We start from the raw sequence: 14,372 nt of genomic DNA on the forward strand, positions 1-14,372 counted from the left end.
AGGGTTCGGAAGGGCGCGCGGCGCACATACCCACAACGGTGTTATCAGAGCCACAAATCGCAGGTTGAGCTGGATTGAGAACAATGAATCGCACTGCAATCCGCCACGCCCGGTTTCGGGCAGTGAGCTTCTGACCGCTTCCGACCCCAGAGCGGGGCTTCGGCTCAGGTTTGTGCTCGGGACGTCATGAACTTAGGCTTGTGCAAGGGGACACCACGATGGCTGAGCGACACCTTGTCGAGACCACTTATCGTGGCAAGCTTTGCTCTGGTCAGTGGTGGGTCGAAGACGGCCAACTGCACGTGGAAAACGAGTTTGGCTCCTTGAGCGGACCAGCGCTTGGACTGAACCCCCGGGCGATTATCCTTCCTTCGGAGACCGCCGCAACGCTCCTTTGGCGGCTCCTGCGAAAGCAGGACCCCAAACCCCCGTTCTTCAGCTGGCGTTAGCGCTCCAGCAACGAGGTCTGCGTTCCCCAAAGCGGAATTCAGAGAGTCCGCTTCCCGCTACAAGCCGCGCCGGGGCGAACGCCCGCGCCGCAATCGGCTCGACAGGACCTAGGCGGCCGCATGGCCCTGCTGAATCGCTGCCGCTTCCTTCGGCTCGTCCGCCTTCTTGGGCCGTTTGGAGAGGCCGGAGACGCCGCCTGACGACAGCAGGCCCACGTCGGCCATCAGCCAGGGGATCGACCACTTGTGCGGGGCGGCGCAATAGCGCGGCTGCCAGAGGGGGTCGTACTTGTCCTTGTACCGGCGCACGCCGCGGAAATTGTAGATGTCCTCGCCGCGCTCGAAGAGCAGCCGGCCCACCCGCGACATGATTGGGGCCAGCGGCCGGTCGTCGAGGCCAGCCAGGGGCGCGATGCCGAACTCGAAGGCCTCGTAACCCTCGCGGCGCCCCCACTCGATCAGCTCCACGAACAGAAAGTCCATGATGTTGCTGGGCGCCTCGTCGGCATAGCGCATCAGGTCCATGGAAAATGCCGAGCGGCTGGCGGTGGTCCACAGGGTGGCGAAGGCCATGATCCGGCCCTCCGCCCGCACCACGGCCACCGGAAACTCTTGCACATAGCCCGGCCAGAAGCCGCCCATGGAGAAGCCCTTCTCGCCGCCGGCGTGGTGCGACAGCCACTCGTCGGAGATCGCCTGCAGGGTCGGCAGCAGCGCCGTCACCGCCTCGCCCGCCACCACCTCGAAGGTCGCGCCGGCTTCGCCGAGCTTGCGCCAGTTGCGGCGCGCGGCGCCCCGCTTACGGCCCTCCATGGAGAAGCTCTCCAGCGGCACAGCGGCGGTCTCGCCCACCTTCTGGATGGCGAAGCCCAGGTCGACGATCTCGGGCAGGTCATCGGCGTTCAGCCCATGGATGCCCGGCCGCGCGGCGTGGCTGTCGGCCAGCTCGCGGAACCGCCAGAGCAGTTCGCCGCGCTCCTCGCGCTTGCCCACCGGAGCGCCCAGCGCCACCCAGGCGCGGCCGCGCACGCCGAACATCAGGAAGCTCTCGCCCGAGGCCGAGAACAGGAACCGCTTGTCGCCCAGCAGCGCCAGGTTGGAGCCGGGCTCGGCCACCTCGGCCTTGGCCAGGATGGCGCGGACCCGCTCGTAGTCCGGGTCGGTCTCGCCGACCACCGGGGGCGTCGCCGCCGAGACCACCAGACGCCAGACGCCGAAGACAAAGAAGACCAGCGCTGCTCCGGCCCAAGCCCGCACCGCGCGCTCGGCGTCGGCGTCGGCCATCACCCGCCACCAGGGCCGGTCGGCATAGTCGGAATGCTGGAACGACCAGAGGCCGAGCGCGCCTGCGCCCATAACCGCGCAGGCCGCCGAGAACAGCCACCCCGGCGTGATCTCCATCCGCGTCAGCCGCGAACTGCGCGGGAAGGCGCCGTGGAAGGGCAAGAGCAGGACCGCCAGCGCCACCAGGGCGGCGGTCTCCTCCCAGTTGAAGCCCTTCAGCAGGGCCAGGGTGGCGCCGAGCAGCAGCGCGCCCAGGGTCGCGCCCCAGGCTGCGTCCATCCGCGCCCGCAGGCCGAAGGACAACAGCACCAGCACCAGGCCCAGGATCGACGACAGGAAGTGGCTGGCCTCGATCAGATACACCGGCGTGATCTGGATCAGCCGCATGAAGCGCACCGGCTCCGACGGCGTCGCCCCAGACGCCAGCAGCATCACCCCCGCAGCCAGGGTGAGGATGGCCGCCGTCCAGGGCGCGAAAGCGAAGGCCGCGGGCCGAAGGTCTCTTAGGAAGCGCATCCAGCCCCATAGGTCGGTTTCAGGGTGAGGCTCTATAGCCGATTTGTCGCCCGATTGTCGGGGCTTGAGCACTTCAAACGACTGTTTCGTTGCGGGGAGCCCGGCGCTAAGGTGGCGGCCGTCTCTACGTTCTTGATGGGTTGGAACTCGCCATGGCTGATTTCGGCGCCGCCGACCTCGACACCTTCCGCGCGGAGGTCCGCGCGTGGCTGGCGACGAACTATCCGCCGGAGCTGCGCGAGGCTGACGCCCAGACTGACCTTGAAGCGGTCTGGGGCGGCCGCGCCTTCGAGGGTTCCGACGACCCGCAGTCGATCTGGATGCGCCGCGTGGCCGCCCAGGGCTGGACCACGCCGACCTGGCCGACGGACTACGGCGGCGCGGGCCTGACCGCCCAGCAGGCCCGGGTGATCGACCAGGAGCTGGCCGCCGGCCGCTATCGTCCGCCGCTGCTGTCGTTCGGCATCTGGATGCTGGGGCCGGTGCTGCTCGAATACGCCGACGAAGAGCAGAAGAAGGAACACCTGCCGAAGATCGTCCGCGGCGAAATCCGCTGGTGCCAAGGCTATTCCGAGCCGGGCGCGGGCTCGGACCTCGCAAGCCTCGCCACCAAATGCGAGGACAAGGGCGACCATTGGCAGATCGACGGCCAAAAGGTGTGGACCAGCTACGCCGACAAGGCCGACTGGTGCTTCTGCCTGGTCCGCACGGATCCCACCAAGAAGCACGAGGGCATCTCCTTCGTGCTGATCGACATGCGCCTGCCGGGCGTCGAGACCCGGCCAATCAAGCTGATCAGCGGCGAGAGCCCGTTCTGCGAGACCTTCTTCACCGGCGTGAAGATTCCCAAGGGCAATCTGGTCGGCAAGCTCAACGGGGGCTGGGAGATCGCCAAACGGCTCTTGCAGTACGAGCGCCAGAACATCTCCGCCGGCTTCGGCGAAGGCGGCATCGGCGCGGGCGGGTCGTCCGGCGACCTGGGTGAGATCGCCAAGCAGTATGTGGGCCTGGAGGACGGCAGGCTGGCGGACGCGGACCTGCGCCAGCGGATCACGCTCAACAAGATGAACTTCCAGGCCTTGCGGCAAACCATCGGCCGCACGGCGGCGGAGAGCCGCGCGGCGAACGGGCCGAGTGCTGCGACCTCGATCATCAAATATGCGGCGGCCGAGTTCGCCAAGGAACGCTCGGAGCTGATGGTCGAGGCCATGGGGGACCAGGGCCTGGGCTGGAGCGGCGATGGATTCAGCGAGGCCGAACGGCTGGCCGTGCGCGGCTGGCTGCGCGCCAAGGCCAATTCGATCGAAGGCGGCACCTCGGAGATCAATCTGAACGTGGTGTCGAAGCGGGTGCTCGGGCTTCCCGATCCCAAATAGCGAATAGGGGGCGCGGCCTATTTCGGCCGGGTCCTCGACGGGTTCTGACGTTTTCCAAGGCGAGATTTCGATGGCGGATTTTGGCGGCGACACCGAGGCCTTCCGGGCCGAAGCCCGGTCATGGCTCGAAGCGAACTTCCCCGAAGCCTTCAGGCGCAATCCTGCGCTGCAGGCCCCGCTGGCGGCGGGCGTGGCTGACGACGAGAGCGGCGACGCCCGGTCCTGGCGCAAGGCCATGGGCGAGAAGGGCTGGGGCACGCCCACCTGGCCGGCGGAATACGGCGGCGGCGGCCTCTCGCGTCAGGAGGCCCGCGTCCTGCACGAGGAGATGGCCAAGATCGGCGCCCGCAATCCGATCGGCGGCATGGGCGTGATGATGTTCGGCCCGACGCTGATCGAGTACGGCTCGCCGGACCTGAAGGCCCAGCACCTGCCGGGGATCATCAAGGGCGAGGTGCGCTGGTGCCAGGGCTATTCCGAGCCGGGCGCGGGCTCCGACCTCGCGGGCCTGCAGACCCGCGCCGAGGACAAGGGCGACCACTGGCTGGTGAACGGCTCCAAGATCTGGACCTCGGGCGCGAATTTCGCCGATCGCTGCTTCTGCCTGGTGCGCACCGACACGACCAAGAAGCATGAGGGCATCTCCTTCCTGCTCATCGACATGAAGGCGCCGGGCGTGGAAACGCGGCCGATCCTGCTGATTAACGGGACCTCGCCGTTCTGCGAGACCTTCTTCACCGATGTGAAGGTCCCGAAGGATCAGCTCTGGGGGCCGCTGAACGGCGGGTGGACGATCGCCAAGCGGCTGTTGCAGCACGAGCGGGACAATATCTCGGCGGGGCTGGGCGGCGGCAACATCGGCCAGGCGGTCCCGCTGCCGACCGTCGTCGAGGCCGCGCGGGACTATGTGGGCCTGGACGACCAGGGCCGGATCGCCGAGGGCGACCTGCGCCGGCGGATCACCGAGCATCTGATGGAAACCCGCAGCTTCCAGCTCACCGTGCGCCGGGCGGCCGACGAGGCCAAGTCGAACCAGGGGCCCAGCGCGGCCACCTCGATCATGAAATACGCCGGCGCCAAGATCGCCCAGGACCGCAACGAACTGATCTGCGAGGCCATGGGCCATCAGGCGCTGGGCTGGGCCGGCGAGGGCTATTCCGCCGCCGAACTTTCCGCGCCGCGGGTGATGCTGCGGTCCAAGGCCAACTCGATCGAGGGCGGCACCTCGGAGATCAATCTGAACGTCGTGTCGAAGCGTGTCCTGGGGCTTCCCGACCCCAAGTAACGGGAGACTCCAACCTGACGCATTTTCGTGTTAGGCTATACTATAAGCCAATGAAAAGACTAAATATTTAGGGAGAATTATAGATGGCCGATTTCGGCGGCTCCGATCTGGACGCCTTCCGCGCCGAAGCGCGCGAGTGGCTAGAAGCCAACTTCCCCAAGTCGCTGGCCAACGCCCCGATGGCGATGATCCCGGGCGGCGAGGCGCTCAGCGCCGACGGCAAGCTGTGGAAGCAGCGGATGGCCGACAAGGGCTGGGGCGCGCCGACATGGCCGACGGAATACGGCGGCGGCGGGCTTTCCGGCGCCCAGGCGCGCGTCCTGCTGCAGGAGATGGCCCGCATCGGCGCGGAGAACCCGGTGGCCGGGATGGGCACTTCGATGTTCGGCCCGACGCTGCTGGAATACGGCACCGAGGCGCAGAAGCGCCGCCACATCCCGCCCATCGTCCGCGGCGAGCTGCGCTGGTGCCAGGGCTATTCCGAGCCCGGCGCCGGATCGGACCTGGCGAGCCTGCAGACCAAGTGCGTCGACATGGGCGACCACTGGCAAATTGACGGCCAAAAAATCTGGACCAGCGGCGCGCAATGGGCCGACTGGTGCTTCTGCCTGGTGCGCACCGACACGTCGAAAAAGCATGAGGGCATCTCCTTCGTGCTGATCAACATGCATCAGCCTGGGGTCGAGACGCGGCCGATCAAGCTGATCGCCGGCACCTCGCCCTTCTGCGAGACCTTCTTCACCGCCGCGCGCGCCGAGAAGGACGACATGGTCGGGCCGCTGAACGGCGGCTGGACGGTGGGCAAGCGGCTCTTGCAGCACGAGCGCTCCGGTCAGGGCGGCGGACGGATGATGGCAGGCCAGGACGTGGTCTCGCTGGCCAAGAAGTACGTCGGCCTGGACGACAAGGGCCGGATCGCCGACGCCGATCTGCGCACGCGGATCGCCAGGCACCAGATCGACGCCAAGGCCCATGGCCTGACCCTGGCCCGCGCCGCGGCCGAGGCGAAGGGCAACATCAATCCCAGCGCCACCACCTCGGTGATGAAGAACTCCGGCACCTGGATCGGCCAGGAAAAGGCCGAGCTGACGCTGGAAATCATGGGCGCGCAAGGGCTCGGCTGGGACGGCGAGGATTTCTCCCGCGAGGAGCGCGAGGCGGTGCGCACATGGCTCTCGGGCAAGGCCACCACGATCTTCGGCGGCAGCCAAGAGATCCAGTCGAACATCGTCTCCAAGCGCATCCTGGGCCTGCCGGACACGACGCAGAATTCATAGCACCCCACCCGCTCATCCCCGCGAAGGCTGGGACCCAAGCCGAGTCGGGTGTGGGAGCCAGGGCGGATGATTTCAGATTCAGCTTGGGTCCCCGCCTTCGCGGGGATGAGCGGAGTTTAAAATGGCCGACTTCGGAGGACAGGACCTGGAGGGCTTCCGCAGCGAGGCGCGGACGTGGCTCGAGGAAAACTTCCCGCAATCCTTGCGGTGCGACGCGAGCGCGGTGATCGAGACCGAGACCTCGGCCAAGCCCACCGGCGACGTGGCGCTGTGGAAGGAGCGCATGGGCGCCAAGGGCTGGGGCACGCCCACCTGGCCGCCGCAATATGGCGGCGGCGGCCTCTCCCGCGCCGAGGCCCGCGTGCTGGCCGAGGAGATGGCGGCCATCGGCGCGCCCAATCCGATCGGCGGCATGGGCGTGATCATGTTTGGGCCCACGCTCCTGGAATACGGCGCCGAGGAGCAGCTGCGCCGTCACATCCCGCCGATCGTCAGGGGCGAGCTGCGCTGGTGCCAGGGCTTCTCCGAGCCCAGCGCCGGATCGGACCTGGCGGGCCTTTCGACCAAGGCCACGGACATGGGCGACCACTGGCTGGTGCAGGGCCAGAAAATCTGGACTTCAGGCGCCCATCTGGCCGACTGGTGCTTCTGCCTGGTGCGCACCGACCCGTCGAAGAAGCACGAGGGGATCAGCTTCCTGCTGATCGACATGAAGAGCCCGGGGGTCGAGCCGCGGCCGATCCTCTTGATCAACGGCGCCACGCCCTTCTGCGAGACCTTCTTCACCGACGTGAAGGTGCCGAAGGAGAACCTGATGGGGCCGCTGAATGGCGGCTGGACCATCGCCAAGCGGCTGCTGCAGCACGAGCGGCAAGGCATCTCCGGCGCCAACGCGGCGCCGGGCGCGGCGGGGCCGGGCAATGTGCCGGGGCCGGCCCTGGACGAGTTGGCGCGGACCTACGTGGGCGTCGATGAGACCGGACGGCTGGCCGATCCGGACCTGCGCACGCGCCTGACTCGGCACCTGATGGAGGCCCGGGCCTTCCAGCTCACCGGCCAGCGGGCGGCGGTCGAGAACCGCTCGAACTCGGGGCCGAGCGCGGTGTCGTCGGTGTTGAAGAACGTCGGCTCCTGGGTGCGCCAGGAGCGGGCCGAGCTGGCCGTCGAGATCCTGGGCGCCCAGGGCCTGGGCTGGACCGGCGCGGCCTACAGCGACGACGAGCTTGGCACGACGCGAGCGTGGCTGCGCGGCAAGTCCGGCACCATCGCCGGCGGCAGCCAGGAGGTGCAGTCGAACATCATCTCCAAGCGCATCCTGGGTTTGCCGGAGGCGACGCAGGCGCGATAGGGTATCGGCGATAAGTTGGGGAACCCCGCCGTGTAGCCTTCTCCTCGGGGAGAAGGTGGCCTCCGAAGGAGGTCGGATGAGGGGTTCTTCAGGACGACGAAGCTGGCGGACGGGCCCCAATGCGGAGAGCGGAGGCGGCCTCTCATCCGTCAGCGTCGCTGACACCTTCTCCTGGGGGAGAAGGACGATTGGGCGGCGGAATTTTAGGGAGCGGATTTGAATGGCTGATTTTGGCGGTACGGACCTTGAGGCCTTCCGCGCGGAGGCGCGGGGGTGGATCGAGGCCAACTTCCCCGCCGCGCTGAAGGGCAAGCCCAACCCGATGATGGGGGAGGAGCGCCCCAAGCCCTCGGCCGACCAGGAAGCCTGGCGCAAGGCCATGGGCGACAAGGGCTGGGGCGTCCCCACCTGGCCGGCGGCCTATGGCGGCGGCGGCCTCTCGGGCGGCGAGGCCCGGGTCATCCAGCAGGAGCTGAACCGCGCCGGGGCCTACAACCCGATCGGCGGCATGGGCGTGATGATGTTCGGCCCGACGCTCTTGGAATACGGCACCGAGGACCAGAAGCGCGAGCACATCCCGCCGATCGTCAAGGGCGAGATCCAGTGGTGCCAGGGCTTCTCCGAACCGGGCGCTGGATCGGACCTCGCCAGCCTGCAGACGAAGGCCGAGGACAAAGGCGATCACTTTGAAATCAATGGCCAAAAAATCTGGACAAGCGGCGCGCAATACGCCGACTGGTGCTTCTGCCTGGTGCGCACCGACACCGCCAAGAAGCACGAAGGCATCTCCTTCGTCCTCTTCACGATGCATCAGCCCGGCGTCGAGGTCCGGCCGATCAAGCTGATCGCCGGCTCATCGCCCTTCTGCGAGACCTTCTTCACTAATGCGCGCGCCGAGAAGAAGGACCTGGTGGGTCCCCTGAACGGCGGCTGGACCATCGCCAAGCGCCTGCTGCAGCACGAACGCTCGGGCCTCACCGGCGCCGGCGGCGGGCTGGGCGGTGGCGGCAAGTCGCTGGAGCAGCTGGCCAAGGACTACGTCGGCGTCGACGACAAGGGCCGGATCGCCGACAGCGATCTGCGCACCCGGCTGGTCAACAACGCCATCAACTGGCGCGCTTTCCAGCAGACGGCGATCCGGGCGATGATGGAGAGCAAGGGCAACGCCGGCCCCTCCAGCGCCACCTCGATCATGAAGAACGCCGGCACCCAGCTGATCCAGGAACGTCACGAGATGACGCTGGAGATCATGGGCCACCAGGGCCTGGGCTGGGAGGGCGAGGACTTCAGCAAGGACGAGCTGGAGGCCGTGCGGGGATGGCTGTTCGGCAAGGCTTTCACGATCTTCGGCGGCTCCCAGGAGGTGCAGTCGAACATCGTGAGCAAGCGCATCCTGGGCCTGCCCGACCTGACGCAAAACCACTGAACCCCATTTCAAGAACAACACGAATTTCACGAGGAAAAACGACATGGCCGTTCTGAGCGAAGAACAGAGCATGCTGCGCGACGCAGCCAAGAGCTGGGTGCAGGAAAAGTCCCCGGTCACCGCCTTCCGCAAGATGCGCGATAGCGGCGCCGAGCTGGGCTACGACGTCACCGCCTGGAACGAGATGGCAGAGATGGGCTGGGCCGGGGTGATCATCCCGGAGGAATATGGCGGCTCCAACTTCGGCTACCTCTCCTTGGGCCTGATCCTGGAAGAGCTAGGCCGCACGCTGACGGCCTCCCCGCTCCTGTCGTCCGGTCTGGCCGCGGCCTCTGCCCTGATCCTGGGTGGCTCCGACGCGCAGAAGTCGGAATGGCTGCCGAGGATCGCCGAGGGCACGGCGGTCGGCGCGCTCGCCATCGACGAGGGCCCGCACCACAACCCCGAGAAAGTCGCCGCCGAATTCAAGGGCGGCAAGATCACCGGCAAGAAGACCTTCGTGCTGGAGGGCATGGCCGCCGACGTGCTGGTGGTCTCTGCCAAGGGCGCCGACGGCGTCGGCCTCTATCTGGTGAAGGCCAATGACCCGGGCGTCAGCCGCCACAAGCTGTCGCTGGCCGACTCCAGAGGCGCTGCCAACATCGAGTTCAAGGACGCCGCCGCCGAGCCGCTCACTGGCGGCGCGGCGCTCGTGGAAAAGGTCCTCGACCGCGCCCGCGCCGGCGTCGCCGCCGAGATGCTGGGAAGCGCCGTCCAGGCCTTCGAGACCACGCTCGACTACCTGAAGGTCCGCGTGCAGTTCGGCCAGGTGATCGGCTCCTTCCAGGCGCTGCAGCACCGCGCGGCCAAGATGTTCACCGACCTGGAACTGTCGCGCTCGGCGGTGGAAGCCGCGCTGGCCGCCATCGACGCCGACAGCCCCGACGTGCCGGAGCTGGTCAGCCTCGCCAAGGCCAAGATGGGCGACACCTTCCACCTAGTCTCCAACGAAATGGTCCAGATGCACGGCGGCATCGGCATGACCGACGCCCATGACGCGGGCTTCTATCTGAAGCGCGCCCGGGCGGCCGAAGCCGCCTTCGGCAACCAGGCGTTCCACCGGGACCGCTACGCGCGGATCCAGGGGTACTAGGACTCAGGCCTCAATTGAGGTGGCCCCGCCGGCGGAGACGTCGGCGGGGTTCTTTGCAGGGAAGGCAACGGCGGCCATCTGCCTGCAACACCCCGGTCGCAACCTGGAGGTGAAGGACGAATCCGGCGCGGGAGACCCCGTCAGGCCGGGGTCACCGAACGGACCTTCTTCCGGCACTTCCCGGACAGGCGGGAGGTGTTCTTCGACAGGGAAGAGGCGTTCCGCGCCACCTTGAGCGATGCGGTCGTGGCGGCGCCGAAGGATCTGGATCCCATGGGCGCGCTGATCTGCGCGTTCGGCTCGGTGCAGGGGCTGCTGGAGGCCAATCGGCCGGTGACCGAGCCGCGCCGGGCGGTGATCGCCCAGACGCCGGCGCTGCAGGAACGCGTGCTGACCAAGACGGCCGGCCTGATCGAGGCCCTGGCCGAGGCCCTGCGCCGGCGCGGCGTCGAAAAGGGCGTGGCGACCCTGGCGGCCCAGGTGGGGATGGCGGCCTTCGGCTACGCCGCGAGCGCCTGGTTCGCCGACCCCAGCTCGGGCCTGGACGCCCACCTCGCCCGCGCGTTTGATGCGCTCCAAGCCTTGTCATCGCCGACGCGCGGGGTAGACCGGGAGAGACCATGATCGAGCAGCATGCATCGTGCGCCTGCGGGCGCGTTCGGCTGAGGGTCGTCGGCGAGCCGATCGCGGTCGCGGCCTGCTGTTGCACTGATTGCCAGGCCGGCGGCCGGATGATCGAGGCGTTGCCGGGCGCCGCGCCGATCCGCGACGCGTTCGGGGGAACCCCGTACCTGACCTACCGCAATGACCGGTTCGTCTGCGAGACCGGGGCCGAGGCGCTGGAGGGGATCAAGCTTTCGGAGGGCGCGCCGACGACCCGGTTCGTGGCCACCTGCTGCAACTCGGGGATGTACCTGAAGTTCGGCCCGGGCTGGTGGACGTCGGTCTATCGCGCCCGCTTCCCAGATGGCGCGCCGCCCGTGCGCTTCAGGACCAAGATCGACAGCCTGCCGGCCGGGGTGACGCCGCCCGACGACATTCCGGCCTATCGGGGATTTCCGCCGGCGCTCATGGGGCCGCTGCTGTGGGCGCGGCTGGCCATGTGGCTGGCGCCCTCGACAGGGCGATAGCCGGGAACCTCTTGCCGCTGGCCTCCGCTTGCATGGCCAGAGCGGGTCGCCCAGGTGCGGCGCCGCCAGGAGACGCAAATGACCCGGGTCCTGTTCGTCGGCCAGATCCCTGAGACCGTGGATTTCTCCGATCCGGCGCTGCCGCCGGGGTTCAACGCCGAGAAGATCCAGGCGGGCATCAAGATCGCCACGGCCAGCATGACCGAGCGCGGCTGGGAGTCGGACCTGTGCATGATCCCGCCCGACGAGACCGCCGCGCCGACCGTGGCGGCGCAACTGGGCAAGGCCGCCTATGACTGCGTGGTGATCGGGGGCGGCCTGCGATTGCCGCCGAAGAGCACGACCCTGTTCGAGGCGGTGGTGAACGCCGTGCGCCAGGCCGCGCCCAACACGCCCATCGCCTTCAACACCCAGCCCGAGGACACCGCCGACGCCGCGGCGCGCTGGATCTGACCGCCGGTTCGGGGCGAGGGCCGGCGCTCAGGCCGCGCCGCGTCTCCGCGCCAGGGTCTTGCGGTCCCAGTCTTCCCGCGCGGCGATCACCTGGGCTGTGAACTCGGGTCCGTAGAGGCGGTAGCAGGAGAAGATGACCTCAAGGCCCACGGGCAAGGTCTTGGCCAGGGCCTCCAGGCCGGGGGTGACGTCGGTGCGATGGATGAGCCGCCCTTCGTCCGCGGAGCACCGCAAGGGTCGCTCCGCCAGTCTGGACAGGTGCGGGCAGGCGTTCAGCGCACGTGTCGCGCAGGCGCGATGGATGGGCGGCACGTTGCATCCATACTGCTGTGAGCCGTCCTGCAGGGTCACCAGGCCGCCCGACGCCACCGGGAAGATATTGCGGTCGTGTCTCGTCGTCGGCCGGCCGCACACATGGCACAAGAGGTCGACCATGCCGCGCCGCTGGCGGGTGACATGCACGGCGGCGAACAGCGGCTCGCCGACACCCGGGGCCTGCTGCTGGTCAAGCTCGGTCATGCCCGGGAAGTCCCGCGACGGCTGCAGCCGGAACGCCGTCTCTCCGCTCCACGCCACCGACCACGGCGCATCAGGCGTCGGCATCGTGGCTCCTGGCGATCATGCGCGTCATGCCGGCAGCCTAGCGTGCGCCCGGCCGGCCGGGAAACGCCGGATCGCGTCGCGCCGTCCGCCGCCTGGCTCCCCCTTGGCCACGCCATCGACGGTCCTGCCTTCCAGGACCCGCGCGGCGAGCCCGCCGGCGAAGCGCGCAACTGGCGCGCCGGCTGAACCGCCCCTACGGTGGCGGCAGGAAAGCGGGGAAGGCTTCGGGGCGTGAGCGAGAGCGCAGCGACACTCTGGTCAGTGGTGATCGGCGCGATGCTGGCGACCGTCGGCGGCTTCGCGGCGACGCAAATGGAGGGCATCCTGCGCAGGCGGGAGCGCGAACGCAGCGCCGCGCTGCTGTTCGGCGAGATCCTGACGGCCTTGGAGCTGATCACCCGGATCGCCAACGAATCGCGCGGGCGGGGCGATCCCTACGGGCCCTTCACCATGCGCCTGCTGCGCGGGGTGCGGCGCGAGACCGACACCTACGACCGCAACCGCGAACAGCTCTACGACCTGCGCGACCCGACGACGCGCGCCCAGATCCATGGGCTGATGGTGCGGATCACCCTGGCGCTGGACGGGGTGACCGACGCCGCCGAGCAGATCGGCATACTCGACGGCGCGGCCAGCGGTCTGGCCGAGGACGATCCGATGCGGCGCGAACTGGCCGCCCAGCGGGCGATCCAGGCCGAAGCCCGCCACGCCGCCTTCGATTTCATGGTGGACGGCGCCGACCAGATCAAACCGATCATCGGGTCGCTGGGGCCGCTGTCCAAACAGAGCTTCGAGAAGCACGAGGCGGTGATGCGCGGCTGAGCCCGGGGTTTGGCCGGGCGATACCGCCAAAAGTGGTGAATCCTGCGGACCTGAGGCCGTGACCCAAGGCCGAACCCTGTGGCTTTCCGACAGCGTTACCGTAGAAAAGCCCGGACCTCATCCATTGAAAGGTCTGAATATACGGAACCATGGCCACAACCATTGGTTTGGCGCGGCGAGGGATATTCTTCCCGAGAGGCTGGACCATGAAATCTGTTGTTATCGCCGCCACTGTGGCTGCGGCCTTGCTGGCTGCTGCATCTCAAGCATCAGCGACCCAATCCATCACCTTCGACCCTCCGGCGCCTGACGGCTCCTTCTCCGGCATGTTTGGGGACACCGGGCTCGCCAGCGGCGCCTTCACCGACACCTTCACCTTCAACATGCCCACCGGCGTTGGCGGCGCCACCATCTCCTCGGAATTCACCTCCGATCAGATGAACAACATCGACTTCACCTCGGTGACCTTCAACGGCCAGCAGTTCAACATCGGCTCGACCGGTCAGGTGGAGTTCCGCTCGCTCGTCGGCGTGCCGGTGACCAACGGGCCGCAGACGGTGGTGGTCAGCGGGACCAGCGGCGGCAACGGCTCGTTCGCCGGCACTCTGTCGTTCGCGCTGGCCGGCGCGACCGTGCCGGAGCCCGCCTCCTGGGCGCTGATGATGATGGGCTTCGGCGGCGCCGGCGCCCTGATCCGTGCGCGTCGCCGGATCGTCGGCGCGGCGAACGCGGCCTAGACCCTACGCGCCAAACCCTCTCCCCGCGAAAAGGGGAGAGGGCGACGCCGTCCTAAAGCCTTAAGTCCTATTTCTTGGCCGGGGTCGCCGGCTTGGCGGCGTCGGCGGGCTTGGCCGTGTCGGCCGAGGCGGCCGGCTTGGCCTTCTTCTTGTGATGCACGGCCTTGGCCTTTTCCGGCGGATTCGGAATGGGCTGCATGGTGCCAGACTGGGCAAGAGCCGCGCCCGCCATGAACGCGGTGGCGACGAACGCCAAGCCGATGGTCCTGAGTTTCATGTGATGTAAGCCTCCCGTTGGCTGTCCGGCCCATCCTGGCGCGGACTCGACGCATGGACGGTAGTCCCATCCGGGGCGGCTGTGGAGATGGGGCGCAAACCGCCTATAGTCGGGCGATGCGCCGCTCCCTTTCCGCCTTCGCCCAGACGCTGACCATGGCCCTCGCCGCCGGCCTGGGGCTCGTCCACGCCGCTCTCGCCCAAGGTCCTTCGGGCGCGACCGTCGCCCTGCCCGGCATCAGCTACCAGGTGCTGGCC

The 14,372-nt window shown here is 68.2% G+C and carries 14 protein-coding genes; 11 read left to right on the plus strand and 3 right to left on the minus strand.

Annotated elements, in window-relative coordinates:
- Positions 1-557: 557 nt before the first annotated feature.
- A complete protein-coding gene (locus E8A12_RS16230) occupies positions 558-2,249 on the minus strand; it encodes a bifunctional lysylphosphatidylglycerol flippase/synthetase MprF (RefSeq protein ID WP_293370678.1) in 1,692 nt (563 codons plus the stop codon).
- A 152-nt stretch (positions 2,250-2,401) separates the two neighbouring features.
- Here E8A12_RS16230 and E8A12_RS16235 point away from each other — a divergent pair, with 152 nt between their 5' ends.
- The 9 genes from E8A12_RS16235 to E8A12_RS16275 all read left to right on the plus strand — a co-directional run bounded on the left by E8A12_RS16235 (position 2,402) and on the right by E8A12_RS16275 (position 11,676).
- Positions 2,402-3,625, plus strand: coding sequence for an acyl-CoA dehydrogenase family protein (locus tag E8A12_RS16235; protein ID WP_293370680.1), 1,224 nt, complete (start codon positions 2,402-2,404; stop codon positions 3,623-3,625).
- A 70-nt stretch (positions 3,626-3,695) separates the two neighbouring features.
- Positions 3,696-4,910, plus strand: a complete 1,215-nt coding sequence (locus E8A12_RS16240; protein WP_293370682.1) for an acyl-CoA dehydrogenase family protein — start codon at positions 3,696-3,698, stop codon at positions 4,908-4,910.
- A gap of 83 nt (positions 4,911-4,993) precedes the next feature.
- Positions 4,994-6,187, plus strand: a complete 1,194-nt coding sequence (locus E8A12_RS16245; protein WP_293370684.1) for an acyl-CoA dehydrogenase family protein — start codon at positions 4,994-4,996, stop codon at positions 6,185-6,187.
- A 121-nt stretch (positions 6,188-6,308) separates the two neighbouring features.
- Positions 6,309-7,535 carry an acyl-CoA dehydrogenase family protein gene (locus tag E8A12_RS16250; RefSeq protein ID WP_293370686.1) on the plus strand — a complete coding sequence of 409 codons (1,227 nt, stop codon included), beginning with the start codon at positions 6,309-6,311 and terminating at the stop codon, positions 7,533-7,535.
- Positions 7,536-7,755: 220 nt separating this feature from the next.
- Positions 7,756-8,961: an acyl-CoA dehydrogenase family protein gene (locus E8A12_RS16255; protein WP_293370688.1), complete on the plus strand. Its 1,206-nt coding sequence runs from the start codon at positions 7,756-7,758 to the stop codon at positions 8,959-8,961.
- Between the two features lie 43 nt (positions 8,962-9,004).
- Positions 9,005-10,093 carry an acyl-CoA dehydrogenase family protein gene (locus E8A12_RS16260; RefSeq protein WP_293370690.1) on the plus strand — a complete coding sequence of 363 codons (1,089 nt, stop codon included), beginning with the start codon at positions 9,005-9,007 and terminating at the stop codon, positions 10,091-10,093.
- Between the two features lie 195 nt (positions 10,094-10,288).
- A complete protein-coding gene (locus E8A12_RS16265) occupies positions 10,289-10,717 on the plus strand; it encodes a hypothetical protein (protein WP_293370692.1) in 429 nt (142 codons plus the stop codon).
- Positions 10,714-11,223 (plus strand): hypothetical protein, encoded by a 510-nt coding sequence (locus E8A12_RS16270; RefSeq protein WP_293370694.1) that lies wholly within the window; start codon positions 10,714-10,716, stop codon positions 11,221-11,223. Before E8A12_RS16265 ends, E8A12_RS16270 begins: the two co-directional genes overlap by 4 nt.
- Positions 11,224-11,301: 78 nt before the next feature.
- Positions 11,302-11,676: a hypothetical protein gene (locus tag E8A12_RS16275; protein WP_293370696.1), complete on the plus strand. Its 375-nt coding sequence runs from the start codon at positions 11,302-11,304 to the stop codon at positions 11,674-11,676.
- A 27-nt stretch (positions 11,677-11,703) separates the two neighbouring features.
- Here E8A12_RS16275 and E8A12_RS16280 read toward each other — a convergent pair whose 3' ends face one another.
- Entirely contained in the window at positions 11,704-12,279 is a 576-nt protein-coding gene (locus E8A12_RS16280) for a hypothetical protein (protein ID WP_293370698.1), read from the minus strand.
- 231 nt (positions 12,280-12,510) lie between these two features.
- Here E8A12_RS16280 and E8A12_RS16285 point away from each other — a divergent pair, with 231 nt between their 5' ends.
- Both E8A12_RS16285 and E8A12_RS16290 read left to right on the plus strand, forming a co-directional pair.
- Positions 12,511-13,101, plus strand: coding sequence for a hypothetical protein (locus tag E8A12_RS16285; protein WP_293370700.1), 591 nt, complete (start codon positions 12,511-12,513; stop codon positions 13,099-13,101).
- 206 nt (positions 13,102-13,307) lie between these two features.
- Positions 13,308-13,838 carry an FxDxF family PEP-CTERM protein gene (locus E8A12_RS16290; RefSeq protein WP_293370702.1) on the plus strand — a complete coding sequence of 177 codons (531 nt, stop codon included), beginning with the start codon at positions 13,308-13,310 and terminating at the stop codon, positions 13,836-13,838.
- A gap of 67 nt (positions 13,839-13,905) precedes the next feature.
- On the opposite strand, the gene E8A12_RS16295 is transcribed toward E8A12_RS16290, so the two are convergent.
- The gene (locus E8A12_RS16295) at positions 13,906-14,115 is read right to left on the minus strand and encodes a hypothetical protein (RefSeq protein ID WP_293370704.1); all 210 of its coding nucleotides are present in this window, start codon (positions 14,113-14,115) and stop codon (positions 13,906-13,908) included.
- Positions 14,116-14,372: the final 257 nt, after the last annotated feature.

Origin of the sequence: Phenylobacterium sp., assembly GCF_004799395.1 — a bacterium.
Taxonomy (GTDB): Bacteria; Pseudomonadota; Alphaproteobacteria; order Caulobacterales; family Caulobacteraceae; genus Phenylobacterium.